This window comes from Streptomyces sp. NPDC058880, assembly GCF_042742535.1.
Taxonomy (GTDB): Bacteria; Actinomycetota; Actinomycetes; order Streptomycetales; family Streptomycetaceae; genus Streptomyces.
In genome coordinates this window covers 162,088-174,511 of sequence record NZ_JBHYMC010000003.1, presented here as the reverse complement: position 1 = coordinate 174,511, position 12,424 = coordinate 162,088, and the positions used below count along the sequence as shown (strand labels likewise).

The 12,424-nt window shown below is 73.6% G+C and carries 9 protein-coding genes; 5 read left to right on the top strand and 4 right to left on the bottom strand.

Features of this window, described 5'->3' with window-relative positions; genetic code table 11:
• Window positions 1–78: 78 nt before the first annotated feature.
• A complete protein-coding gene (locus ACFW2G_RS03600; RefSeq protein WP_037915172.1) occupies window positions 79–906 on the top strand; it encodes an enoyl-CoA hydratase family protein in 828 nt (275 codons plus the stop codon).
• 4 nt (window positions 907–910) lie between these two features.
• A complete protein-coding gene (locus tag ACFW2G_RS03595) occupies window positions 911–3,166 on the top strand; it encodes a bifunctional salicylyl-CoA 5-hydroxylase/oxidoreductase (protein ID WP_384580271.1) in 2,256 nt (751 codons plus the stop codon).
• 19 nt (window positions 3,167–3,185) lie between these two features.
• On the opposite strand, the gene ACFW2G_RS03590 is transcribed toward ACFW2G_RS03595, so the two are convergent.
• The 3 genes from ACFW2G_RS03590 to ACFW2G_RS03580 form a co-directional block, all read right to left on the bottom strand.
• The gene (locus ACFW2G_RS03590; protein WP_384446664.1) at window positions 3,186–4,025 is read right to left on the bottom strand and encodes a GNAT family N-acetyltransferase; all 840 of its coding nucleotides are present in this window, start codon (window positions 4,023–4,025) and stop codon (window positions 3,186–3,188) included.
• Window positions 4,026–4,116: 91 nt separating this feature from the next.
• Window positions 4,117–4,917, bottom strand: a complete 801-nt coding sequence (locus ACFW2G_RS03585; protein WP_037915181.1) for a PaaX family transcriptional regulator C-terminal domain-containing protein — start codon at window positions 4,915–4,917, stop codon at window positions 4,117–4,119.
• Between the two features lie 9 nt (window positions 4,918–4,926).
• A complete protein-coding gene (locus tag ACFW2G_RS03580; RefSeq protein WP_384446662.1) occupies window positions 4,927–6,585 on the bottom strand; it encodes an AMP-binding protein in 1,659 nt (552 codons plus the stop codon).
• Between the two features lie 148 nt (window positions 6,586–6,733).
• Here ACFW2G_RS03580 and ACFW2G_RS03575 point away from each other — a divergent pair, with 148 nt between their 5' ends.
• On the top strand, window positions 6,734–7,882 hold the full coding sequence (locus tag ACFW2G_RS03575; protein ID WP_384580273.1) for an acyl-CoA dehydrogenase family protein: 1,149 nt from the start codon (window positions 6,734–6,736) through the stop codon (window positions 7,880–7,882).
• Complete coding sequence (locus ACFW2G_RS03570; protein WP_037915190.1) at window positions 7,879–8,277, top strand: RidA family protein; 399 nt, start codon at window positions 7,879–7,881, stop codon at window positions 8,275–8,277. Before ACFW2G_RS03575 ends, ACFW2G_RS03570 begins: the two co-directional genes overlap by 4 nt.
• A 192-nt stretch (window positions 8,278–8,469) precedes the next feature.
• Here the strand turns inward: ACFW2G_RS03570 and ACFW2G_RS03565 are convergent, their stop codons facing one another.
• The gene (locus tag ACFW2G_RS03565; RefSeq protein WP_384580275.1) at window positions 8,470–9,888 is read right to left on the bottom strand and encodes an aminopeptidase P family protein; all 1,419 of its coding nucleotides are present in this window, start codon (window positions 9,886–9,888) and stop codon (window positions 8,470–8,472) included.
• A 135-nt stretch (window positions 9,889–10,023) separates the two neighbouring features.
• Here ACFW2G_RS03565 and ACFW2G_RS03560 point away from each other — a divergent pair, with 135 nt between their 5' ends.
• The gene (locus tag ACFW2G_RS03560) at window positions 10,024–12,408 is read left to right on the top strand and encodes a collagenase (protein WP_384580430.1); all 2,385 of its coding nucleotides are present in this window, start codon (window positions 10,024–10,026) and stop codon (window positions 12,406–12,408) included.
• Window positions 12,409–12,424 lie beyond the last annotated feature (16 nt).

The following is a 12,424-nucleotide window of genomic DNA, read 5'->3' as shown; positions in this document are numbered from 1 at the left end:
TGCCGGAGGCTCACCGGGTGGACGCCTGCTCTTGCGTTTCTCTGACGGTAGTCACGATCTGGTGATAGCGTGGGTGGTGTGAGCCCTTTCACCGGTTCCACACCAGCGACCGAACGGTGGCACCACCTCCGGGTCACCCGGCGGGACGGCGTCGCCACCGTCACCTTCGACCGCCCCGAGAAGATCAACGCGCTCACCTTCGGCGCCTACGCCGACCTGCGCGATCTCCTCGCCGAACTGTCCCGCGAGCGCTCCGTGCGCGCCCTCGTCCTGGGCGGCGAGGGACGGGGCTTCTGTTCCGGCGGTGACGTCGACGAGATCATCGGCGCCACCCTCGCCATGGACACGGCCCAGCTCCTCGACTTCAACCGGATGACCGGCCAGGTCGTCCGCGCGATCCGGGAGTGCCCCTTCCCGGTGATCGCGGCCGTGCACGGGGTGGCTGCCGGAGCCGGCGCCGTCCTCGCGCTCGCCGCGGACTTCCGGATCGCCGACCCCACCGCGCGCTTCGCCTTCCTCTTCACCCGCGTCGGCCTCTCCGGCGGCGACATGGGCGCCGCCTACCTGCTGCCCCGCGTCGTCGGCCTCGGCCACGCCACCCGCCTGCTCATGCTCGGCGAGCCCGTCCACGCGCCCGAAGCCGAGCGGATCGGCCTGCTCAGCGAACTCACCGAGGAGGGCAAGGCCCATGTGCGGGCCGCCGAACTCGCCGCCCGCCTCGCCGCGGGCCCCTCCCTCGCCCACGCACAGACCAAGGCGCTGCTCACGGCCGAACTCGACATGCCGCTGGCCGCCTCCGTTGAGCTGGACGCGGCCACCCAGGCCCTGCTGATGAACGGCCAGGACTACGCGGAGTTCCACGCGGCCTTCACCGGGAGGCGGCCGCCGGAGTGGAAGGGCAGGTAGCGCCATGCCCCTCGGCAGCGCATTGCGGGTCGCCGTCGTCGGCGGCGGACCGGGAGGGCTGTACACCGCCGCGCTCCTGGCCCGCCGGGGCCACGCCGTGGAGGTGTGGGAGCGCAACGCCCCGGACGACACCTTCGGCTTCGGCGTCGTGCTCTCCGACGAGACCCTCGGTGGCATCGAACGGGCCGACACCACCGTCCACGCCGCCCTGAGCGCGGAGTTCGTGCGCTGGGACGACATCGACGTCGTGCACCGGGGACGGCTGCTGACCTCGGGCGGTCACGGCTTCGCGGCCATCGGACGGCGCCGGCTCCTGGAGATCCTGCACGAGCGCTGCGCCGGGCTCGGCGTCCGGCTCCGCTTCCGCACCGCGGCTCCGGACGTCGCCGAGCTGCGCGCCTCCCACGACCTGGTGGTCGCGGCGGACGGCGTGCACAGCGCGATCCGCGACGCCGATGCCGCGCACTACCGGCCGACCCTGACCGCGGGCCGCTGCCGCTACATCTGGCTCGCCGCCGACTTCGCCTTCGAGGCCTTCCGCTTCGAGATCGCGGAGACCGAGCACGGAGTCGTGCAACTGCACGCCTACCCCTACGCGGCCGACGCCTCCACCGTCATCGTGGAGATGCGCGAGGAGGTCTGGCGGTCGGCCGGCCTCGACCTCTGCGACGAGGACGAATCGGCGGCCCGCTGCGCCAAGATCTTCAGCGAGGCCCTGCGCGGCCGGCCCCTGCACGGCAACCGCTCCGCCTGGACCCAGTTCCGCACCGTCGTCAACGAGCACTGGTCCCACGGCAACGTGGCGCTCGTCGGCGACGCCGCGCACACCGCCCACTTCTCCATCGGATCCGGCACCAAACTCGCCGTCGAGGACGCCCTCGCCCTCGCCGAAGCGCTGGACGCTGCCGAAGGGGACGTACCGGCCGCCCTCGCCGCCTACGAGGCGGCCCGTCGCCCCGCCGTCGCCAGCACCCAGCGGGCCGCGGCCGCCAGCAGCCGCTGGTTCGAGGAACTCGCCGGATACGCGGACCAGCCCGCCCGGCAGTTCGCCTTCAACCTCCTCACCCGTAGCCGCCGCGTCACGCACGACAACCTGCGGCTGCGCGACGAACGGTTCACCCGCGCCGTGGAACGCGACTTCGGCTGCCCCGACGCGTCCACCCCGCCCATGTTCACCCCGCTCGCCCTGCGCGGCCTGACCCTGCGCAACCGGGTCGTCGTCTCACCCATGGACATGTACTCGGCCGAGGAAGGCGTGCCCGGCGACTTCCACCTCGTCCACCTCGGCGCACGGGCCCTCGGCGGAGCCGGGCTCGTGATGACCGAGATGGTCTGCGTCAGCGAAGAGGGCCGCATCACTCCCGGCTGCGCCGGCCTCTACACCCAGGAGCAGGCCGACGCCTGGCGGCGGATCACCGATTTCGTCCACACCGCTGCGCCCGGCACCGCCCTCGGCGTCCAGCTCGGCCACGCCGGCCGCAAGGGCTCGACCAAGGTCATGTGGGAAGGCATGGACGACCCCCTCCCGGACGGCAACTGGCCGCTGGTGGCCGCCTCCGCACTGCCCTACCGGCCGGGCGTCTCCGCCCTGCCGCGCGCCCTGGAGCGGGCGGACCTGACCGCACTGCGCTCCGACTTCGCGGCGGCCGCCGTCCGCGCCGCCGACTGCGGCTTCGACCTGCTCGAACTGCACTGCGCCCACGGCTACCTGCTCTCCGGCTTCCTCTCGCCGCTGACCAACCACCGCACCGACGCCTACGGCGGCTCCCTGGAGAACCGGCTGCGCTTCCCGCTGGAGGTCTTCGACGCCGTCCGCGCGGTCTGGCCCGCCGAGCGCCCCATGACCGTGCGTCTGTCGGCCACCGACTGGGCGCCCGGCGGCACCACGGCGGAGGAGGCGGTGGAGATCGCCGCCGCGTTCGCCGCCCGCGGCGCCGACGCCATCGACGTCTCCACCGGCCAGGTCGTCGCGGACGAGGCCCCCGAGTACGGGCGCTCGTACCAGACCCCGTACGCGGACCGGATCCGCAACGCGCTCGGCGTCCCCGTCATCGCCGTCGGCGCCATCTCCTCCTGGGACGACGTCAACTCCCTGTTGCTGGCCGGCCGGGCGGATCTGTGCGCCCTCGGGCGCCCGCACCTCTACGACCCCCACTGGACCCTGCACGCGGCCGCCGACCAGTCCTACGAGGGCCCGGCAGCCCCCTGGCCCGCCCCCTACCGCGCCGGCAGCCGCAAACCCCCGACGGGCCGCGGCTGACGGCCCGGCCGCGACCGGTTCAGGCCGGGACGATCCGGGCCCGGTCCTCGACCGGCCGGTAGCCCAGCCGCAGGTAGACGCCGTTGCTCGTCGGGTTGGCGAGATCCGTGAAGAGGACGACCTCCGCGGCGCCGGCCGCGTACGCCGCCTCGCTCACCGCGTGGGTGACGCCGGCGGCGTACCCGCGGCCCCGGAACCGGGGCGGGGTGAACACCGGCCCGACGCGGGAGGTGGAGCCGACCGGACGGGAGAAGGACGCCAGCGAGACAGGGGCGCCGCCGTCCTCCCACAGCAGCAGCCCGCCGTACGAGAGCCGGTCGCGCACCTGCGCCTCGGAAGAGCCGGCCGGTATCCCCACCTCGGCGTGGAACGCCTCCAGCCACTCGACGAGCAGCGCGAGATCGGCTTCGGTGGCGACCCGCGCCCGGCCGTCCGGGGAGGGCTGCGGGGCGACCAGCCCGGCCAGCCGGTAGAGCCGCTGCTCCTCGGCGATGACCGTGGACCGGCCCCAGGCCTGTGCCAGGGCCTCCGCGTCCGGACGGCGGGCGGTGATCCCCCGGAGCCCGGCCAGCAGCGGCTCGGCGGTGAGTGCGTCGCCCAGCGCGCGCACCGCCTCCTCGGGCAGCGCGCCGAGCTGCAGCGGATGCGGCGGGGTGCACACCAGAGCGCCGGAGACGGCGCCGTCGGGACCGGTCCACCAGCCGAAGACGGGGGCCTCGGGGCCGAAGGCGTGCAGCCCGCGCCGCTCCAGCGCGTCGGCCACGCTCAGCAGCAGGGTGTTGGGCACGGGCCGCGCGGCCACGGCCGGGCCGGCCGCGGTCCGGTAGGCGGCCAGGTCGGAAGTGAAGGTCCAGGTCATGGCTCATCCTGCCGCGGCCGTGCCGCCGCGCGCACCGGCATTTCCCGTGAGCAGCGCGCCCGGCAGCGGCGCTCGGAGCACGCGGTCCGGCCTACAGCTCCACGAACTCCGCCCCGATGTCCCGCAGCCGGGCGTGGAGTTCGGCGAAGACGGCCGCCGACCGGTCGCCCGGCCAGCCCGCCGGGAGCAGCTCGCGCGGCAGGCCCGGGTCGGCGTACGGCAGGCGGCGCCAGCTGTCCAGTGCGAGGAGGTAGCCGCGGTAGGCATCCTCCGGTGTCGGCCGCGGGCCCGACTGGAGGGCGCGCAGGGCCGGTTCGTGCAGATCGAGGAACTCCTCGTGCTGCTTGGCCAGCGAGGCCAGGTCCCACCAGCGGGCCACCGCCTCGGCGGCCGGGGCGAAGCCGAGGTGACTGCCGCGGAACAGCTCCACGTACGGCGTCAGGCGCAGCCGCTCCAGCGTGTGCGCGGTCTCCTCCGCCAGCCGGGCGGGGGCGATCCACACGCCCGGCGCCACCGCCCCGAAGCCGAGGCCGGCCAGCCGGGAGCGCAGCAGGTGCCGCTTGGCCCGCTCCTGCTCGGGTACGGAGAAGACCGCCACCAGCCATGCGTCCGACGGCTGCGGGCCGCCGTAGATGCGGCGGTCGCCGTCGTCCAGCAGCCGGCGCGCCTCTGCGGAGAGCCCGTACGCCGCCGAGCCGTCCGCGGCGCGCGCCGGCAGCAGGAAGCCGCGCCGCTTGAGCCGGGACACCGAGGAGCGGACCGACGGGGCGTCGACTCCGGCCGCGCCCAGCAGGCGTACCAGCGCGGACACCGGGACCGGGCCCTCGAAGGCCCGCCCGTAGGCTCCGTAGAACGTGACGATCAGGGATCGCGGAGTGTGCTGCTCGACCACGGCTTCACTCTAGGGGGTGTCCCGGCGGTCGGGCCCGGATCCTTGATCGCGCAGCCGGAAGCGCTGGAGCTTGCCCGTGGCGGTCCGGGGGAGCGCGGGCAGGAAGACGAAGGAGCGCGGGCACTTGTGCGGGGCCAGTTCCGCCCGCATGAAGGTGCGCAGGGCGTCCTCCGTCAGGACGGCCCCTTCACGGGGGACGGTGTACGCCACGACGATCTGCCCGCGTCGTTCGTCCGGGCGGCCCACGACCGCGGCCTCCACCACGTCCGGGTGGCGCAGCAGGGCCTCCTCCACCTCCGGGCCGGCGATGTTGTAGCCCGCGGAGATGATCATGTCGTCGGCCCGGGCGACGTAGCGGAAGTAGCCGTCCGGGTCGCGCACGTAGGTGTCGCCGGTCAGGTTCCAGCCGTCCCGCACGTACTCCGCCTGCCGGGGATCGGCCAGATAGCGGCAGCCCACCGGGCCGCGCACGGCCAGCAGCCCCGGCTCGCCGTCCGGGACCGGACGTCCGGACCGGTCCACGACGCGCGCCTGCCAGCCGGGCACCACCCGGCCGGTCGTGCCGGGGCGGATGTCCTCGTCGGCGGCGGAGATGAAGATGTGCAGCAGCTCGGTCGCCCCGATGCCGTTGATCACGCGCAGACCGGTGCGCTCGTACCAGGCCTTCCAGGTGGCCGCGGGCAGGTTCTCCCCGGCCGAGACGCAGCGGCGCAGTGCGGACAGGTCGTACATGCCCACGTCGTACGGGCCGAGGGCGTCCAGCATCGTCCGGTAGGCGGTGGGCGCGGTGAACAGCACCGTCACCCGGTGCTCCGCGAGCGCGGGCAGCAGCCGGCGCGGCACCGCGTCCTCCAGCAGCAGCGCGCAGGCGCCGGCGCGCAGCGGGAAGACGACGAGTCCGCCCAGGCCGAAGGTGAAGCCGAGGGGCGGGCTGCCCGCGAACACGTCGTCGGGGCGGGGCCGCAGCACATGGCGGGAGAAGGTGTCGGCGACGGCGAGCAGGTCGCGGTGGAAGTGCATGCAGCCCTTGGGCCGCCCGGTGGTGCCGGAGGTGAAAGCGATCAGGGCGACGTCGTCGGCGGAGGTCGCGGCGGCGGGGAAGGGCTTGCCCCGGTGCGCCCGCGCCAGGCGGAGCAGGTCGTCCTCGGCGCCGCCGCCGTAGGCGGTGATCCGCAGCCCCGGCACCTCGGCCTTCACGAGGTCGTCCAGGACGTCCGCGTGGCACAGGGCGTGCCGCACCTGGGCCATCTCGCACACGGTAGCCAGCTCCTGCGCGCGCTGCTGGGGCAGCACGGTGACGGCCACCGCGCCCGCCTTCATGACCGCGAGCCAGCAGGCGGCGAGCCAGGGGCCGGTGGGGCCGCGCAGGAGCACCCGGTTGCCGGGGACGACGCCGAGGTCGCAGGTCAGCACGTGGGCGAGGCCGTCCACGCGGTCGCGCAGCCCGCCGTACGTCCACACCTCGCCGGCGCCGTCGCGGAGGGCCGGACGGTCGGCGCCCTCGGGGCCGAACCGGGCGATGGTCGCGTCGAGCAGCTCGGCCCCGCAGTTCAGCCGGTCCGGATAGGCCAGTTCGGGCAGATCGAAGAGGAGCTCCGGCCAGGCCTGCGCGGGTGGCAGATGGTCGCGCGCGAAGGTGTCGACGTGAGCGGAAGGCTTGAGGTCCAAGGCGGGTTCGCCCCCCTTGCAGCGGTCCGGAGTGGGGTGGGGCCGGCCGTGCGGTCGTTTCTCCCGGCGACCGCCGGGAGGTACTCCAAGGAGCGTATCGTGATGGTGACGGCAGTCAACAGGACGCGATAGAAGCGGGGGCATTCGGATGACCGGATTCGCGCTCGGGGCGGACCAGGAGGAGTGGTGCGCGCGGTGGCGCGCACTGGCGGCGGAGCGACTGAGGCCGCTGGCGGAGAAGGGGGAGCCGGGCAGGGTCAACCGGCCCCTGCTGGCGGCGCTGGGTGAGCTGGGCCTGCTGGAGCGGGTGTTCTCCGCGGGTGCGCTGGAGCTGTGCCTGCTGCGGGAGTCCCTCGCCTACGGCTGTACGGAGGCAGAGACCGCGCTGGCCCTCCAGGGCCTGGGGGCGCACCCGGTCCTGCGGTCGGGCACCGAGGCGCAGAAGGAGCGGTGGCTGCCCGCGGTACGGGCCGGGCGGGCCGTGGCGGCCTTCGCGCTGAGCGAGCCGGGGGCGGGTTCGGACGCGGCGGCGCTGGCGCTGGCCGCGGTTCCGGACGCGGCGGCCGGGCGCGGCGGCTGGCGGCTGACCGGTGAGAAGTGCTGGATCTCCAACGCCCCCGAAGCGGATTTCTACACCGTGTTCGCCCGGACGGGTGAAGGGCCGGGGGCGAAGGGGGTGTCGGCCTTCCTGGTCCCCGCGGACCGCGAGGGTCTCGGCGGGGAGCCGCTGGACATGCTCTCCCCGCATCCCATCGGGTCCCTGAGCTTCGACGGGGTTCCGGTGGGACGGCAGGACCTGCTCGGCGAGCCGGGGCGGGGTTTCCGCGTCGCCATGGACACCCTGAACCTCTTCCGGCCCAGCGTCGGCGCGTTCGCGGTGGGCATGGCCCGGGCCGCGCTGGACGCGACCCTCGCACACACGGCCGGGCGGACCGCGTTCGGCGGAACGCTGAGCGACCTCCAGGCGGTGGCGCACCGGGTGGCCGAGATGGCCACCCGCACCGAGGCGGCCCGGCTGCTTGTCTACGCGGCGGCCGGTGCCTGCGACCGGGGCGGGGCGGACGTGCCGCGGCAGGTGGCGATGGCGAAGCTGCTGGCCACGGAGACGGCGCAGTACGTCGTGGACCACGCGGTCCAGCTGCACGGCGCGGTCGCCCTGCGTCGGGGGCACCTGCTGGAACACCTCTACCGGGAGGTGCGGGCACCGCGGATCTACGAGGGGGCGAGCGAGGTGCAGCGCACGATCATCGCGAAGGAGCTGTACGGGGCGCTGGGCGCGGAGGTGGCCGGGCGATGAGCCTCGACCGGATCAACCCGGCGGAACTCTCGCCGGCCACGGGCTTCTCCCACGCGGTGGCGGCCACGGGCTCGCGGCTGGTGTTTCTGGCGGGGCAGACCGCGCTGGACGGCGCGGGCAAGGTGGTGGGGGAGACCCTTCCGGAGCAGTTCGAGACGGCGCTGGCCAACCTCCTGTCGGCCCTGGCCGCGGCCGGCGGAGCCCCGGCGGACCTGGCCCGGGTGACGGTGTACGCGGTCGACGTGGCCGCGTACCGCAGCCACGCGGCCGAACTGGGCCGCATCTGGCGGCGGGCGGCGGGCCGTGACTATCCGGCGATGGCCGTCATCGGCGTGGTCCGCCTCTGGGACGACCAGGCCCTGGTCGAACTCGACGGCACGGCGGTCCTCCCGTAGCGGCGTTCCCGATCGTGTCCCTGCGGGGTGCGGGGACGCGGCGGCGGGACGACGGGACGGTGCTCTGCCGTCGGCCGCCCCGGCCCGGCGGTCCAGCCCCGCATGCCGCACGTCCCGCCGGGAACGGCACCGAATCGCTCGGCGCCGGCTGTCGACGGGCCATCGAGGTGACGGTCGGTGGGCCCAGCTGGTTCAGGCGTGGCCGTCCTCCAGGAGGCCGGACATCCACTCCTCGATGCCGGCGACCGTGCGCGGCAGTGCGCCCGACATCAGCCGGGCGCCGTCCGCCGTGATCACCAGGTCGTCCTCGATGCGGACGCCGATGCCCCGCAGCGGTGCGGGGAGGGTCTCGTCGTCGGGCTGGAGGTACAGGCCCGGCTCGACCGTCAGGACCTGGCCCTCCTCCAGGACTCCGTCCAGGTACGTCTCGGCCCGGGCCTTCGCGCAGTCGTGCACGTCGAGCCCCAGCATGTGGCCGCTGCTGCACAGGGTGTACCGCCGGTGGAGGTCGCCCTCGGCGTTCTTCAGGACGCCCCACTCGGCCAGGCCTTCGGCGATCACCCGCATCCCGGCGCGGTGGAAGTCCCCGAAGCGCGCCCCGGGGCGCAGTGCCGCGATGCCCGCCTCCTGGGCGGCCAGCACCAGTTCGTAGACCTGCCGCTGGACGGGTGAGAAGCGGCCCGACAGCGGGAGGGTGCGGGTGATGTCCGCGGTGTAGAGGGTGTCCGTCTCCACGCCCGCGTCCAGGAGGAGCAGTTCGCTCCCGTCCAGCCGGCCGTCGTTGCGGATCCAGTGCAGGGTGCACGCGTGGGCGCCCGACGCGGCGATCGTCTCGTAGCCGGTGCCGTTGCCCTCGGCCCGGGCGCGCAGGCCGAAGACCCCCTCGATCCACCGTTCCCCGCGCGGGTGCGCCAGGGCCTGCGGCAGGGACCGTACGACGTCCTCGAATCCCGCCGTCGTGTGGTCGACGGCCAGTTGCAGCTGCTCTACCTCCCAAGCGTCCTTGACCAGGCGCAGTTCCGACAGTGCCGCGGCGAGTTCCGGGTCGGTGGCCGCGTTGCGGCCTTCCGGCGGGCCGAGCGGATCGAGGCGTGTGCAGCGGATCCCGGTCAGGCGCTCCGCCTCGGCGAGGTCCGGACGGCGCCCCACCCAGAACTCCCCGTACCGGCGGTCCCGGTAGAACTCCCCGTCCCCGTCGGCTCGCGGCGAGCGAGGTCGCAGGTGGAGCACGGCCTCGTGCGCGTGTGGACCCGACGGCTCCATGACCAGTACGTGCCCCGCCTGGTCCTCCCCGGTGAGGCCGGTCAGCCAGGCGTACGCGCTGTGCGGGCGGAAGCGGTGGTCGCAGTCGTTGGAGCGGACCGTCAGCTCGCCCGCGGGGACGATCAGCCGCTCGCCCGGGAAGCGGGCCGAAAGCCGCGCCCGGCGGGCCGGGGTGACGTCGTGTGCCGCGACCCGCGCGGAGGGAGGGAGTGGGGAGGGTGCCCAGCCGCCCGCCATGAACCGGGACAACTCCGGTGACACCGGACGGTCGTGGCTGCCCGTGTTGAGGTGGGCGGGGGATTCGGTCACGGGGGCTCCTTCATGGAAGACGCGAACTGGTGGGCGCATAGGTCTTGTCAGTGCAATTTCACATTACTATGTTACAGCTCACACCGCGGCACGTTAATCCCCGTCAAACGCCGCGTGACGCAGGGCAGTTCACGCACCACCCCCCACCTCACCCTCTCCGAACAGGAGTTCTCGGTGCTCAAGCACAGAGCTGTGCGCTCTTCCCTCCTCGCCTCCGCCATTGCGGTGACCCTCCTCGCCACCGCGGCGCAGGGCACCACGCAGGCCGCCGAGTCCGCGGCCCCCGCCGCCTTCACGGGCGCTCAGGCCGCCGCAACCGCCGCCGCGGCCCCCGGCCCCACGGGGAACCCCTTCGACGAGGTCGACCGCTTCGCCGAGGCCAAGGACAACGCCCCCGCCCCCGCCCCGGCCCCGGGCGGGCTGAACCTCTCCGGCCAGGTGCCCGGCGCGGCCCCCGCCGGCGGGTCGGTCCAGGAGCTGGAGAAGCGGGGCAAGGCGGCCGCGTTGTCACCCACCGCGAAGAGCGTCGCCGCAGGCGTCCCCTGCACCCTCGACGGGATCACGAACCTCACGCCCGAGCAGTTCGCCGACTTCCTCGCCGACCAGGCGGTCCTGGCCGACGGCTGCCTGCGCGGACTGATCTGGACCTGGGACGCCCGCCTGGCCCCGGTCATGTCGGACGCGCACGTCCAGGCCGTGTCCCGCCGGATATCCGCCCTGGCCGCCGCCCACGACGGCCGCAACTCCTCCCACCTGGAGGAGATGTTCACGTACCTGCACGCCGTCGCCTACCACGACTTCTCACGCGACGAGATCGATATCACCGACGCCCCGACGGTCGCCGCGATACGCGAGGCCATCGACGCCTTCGGAGGCGCGGCGCGGACCTTCGACGTCACTCCCACCAACGCCCGCACCCTGCGCGAGGCCCTCTATGCCGCCGGCCCCGGCCTGCGCCAGCACCAGCTCGGCCTGGTGCGAAAGGTCCTGGCCACCATGGACCCGGCCCACCCGGCCACCCACCTGGACCCCGCGTGGGCGGGCGCCGTGCTCGCCGCGCTCTCCACCAACTACCTCGGCGTCTACCCGGGCAACCAGGACACCGCCTTCCACGCGGCCGTGGCCGCCGACCCCGCCTACCGTGCCGCCTTCAAGGCCTTCTCCGGCTACACGCACCTCAAGGGCACGGCCAACGCCTGGGTGGTGCGCGACGCGCTCAGCGAGTACGCCCGCTTCGGCCAGGTCGAGGGCCTGCGCGACCCGATCGTCGCCGACCTCGGCGCGATGCTCGGCTCCCTGAAGGCCGGCTTCGGCGACGGCAGCGAGCCGTGGGCCAAGGTCGTCTCCTGGCTCAACTTCTACGAGGCATGCACGCCGTACGGGGTGTGCCGGGAGGACATCGAGAAGCAGCTGTTCCCCTACACCTACACCTACGACAACGGCGCCATCAAGGTCCGCACCGGCCTCGACCGGGCCACCGTCGACCAGCTCTACTACGCCAGCAAGCAGGTCAAGGCCCAGTACCACCGCGTCCTGGGGACCGACCAGCCGCTCGCGGGCGACCCCAACGCCACCCTGAACATCGTGCTCTACGGCTCCCGCGCCGACTACGTGAACTACCACCCGATCCTGACCGGCTACGACACCAACAACGGCGGCATCTACATCGAGAACGGCGCCACCTTCTACACCTACCAGCGCCGCGTCCCGCAGGACTCCTCCCTCACCCTTGAGGAGCTCTTCCGCCACGAGTACACGCACTACCTCAACGGCCGCTTCGCCGTCCCCGGCTTCTTCGGCCAGGGCCCCTGGTACGAGAGCGACCGCACGACCGCCATGGACGAGGGCACGGCCGAGTTCTTCGACGGCGCCACCCGCGACAACGGCATCGCCGTCCGCAAGTCCCTGGTGAAGAGCATCATCAGCGACACGGCCGGCGGTGGCCCGCGCATGACCGTCGAGCAGCTGCTGAACGCCACCTACGCCGGCGACGGCTTCCGCTTCTACAGCTACGCCGGCACCTTCTTCGAGTTCCTGTGGACCGAGAAGCCCTCGCTGTTGCGCGAGATGTACACCCACCTGCGCGCCGACGACGTCGCGGCGTACGACGCCTGGCGCCACCGGATGGGGGCCGACACCTACCTCCAGCGCGACTACGACCGCTTCCTGGACGCACAGATCGCCAAGGTCGATCAGCTCTTCGTGCCGAACACCTCCTTCACCCCCAACGATCAGCTGCGCGACTCGGCGCTCGCCTCGGTGAAGTCGTCCTTCGCCGCGGCCACCTACAACACCCCGGACTGCGTGGAGAACGGCGACCCGGGCAAGCGCCGCTTCACCTGCACGGGCCGGATCACCGCGAACCTGAAGAACTGGCGCAGCGACGACCAGAACTTCAAGGACATGTCGGAGACGGTCGACTACTTCATCCTCGACCGGGCGGGCGCCGCCTCCAACAACCTCGCCGACATGAACTGCTCCTTCGGTCCGCCGGAGATCTGGAGCAACAAGGTCGCCGCGACGTCGAGCTACAGCTGTGAGGGGCCGCTGCGCAGCTGACGGGTACCGGACCGGT

Excerpts from the sequence above, each read along its gene's own strand:
- ACFW2G_RS03595 (WP_384580271.1), top strand. The coding sequence starts at position 911 with ATGCCCCTCGGCAGCGCATTGCGGGTCGCCGTCGTCGGCGGCGGACCG.
- ACFW2G_RS03590 (WP_384446664.1), bottom strand. The coding sequence starts at position 4,025 with ATGACCTGGACCTTCACTTCCGACCTGGCCGCCTACCGGACCGCGGCC.
- ACFW2G_RS03575 (WP_384580273.1), top strand. The coding sequence starts at position 6,734 with ATGACCGGATTCGCGCTCGGGGCGGACCAGGAGGAGTGGTGCGCGCGG.
- ACFW2G_RS03570 (WP_037915190.1), top strand. The coding sequence starts at position 7,879 with ATGAGCCTCGACCGGATCAACCCGGCGGAACTCTCGCCGGCCACGGGC.
- ACFW2G_RS03565 (WP_384580275.1), bottom strand. The coding sequence starts at position 9,888 with ATGCGCCCACCAGTTCGCGTCTTCCATGAAGGAGCCCCCGTGACCGAA.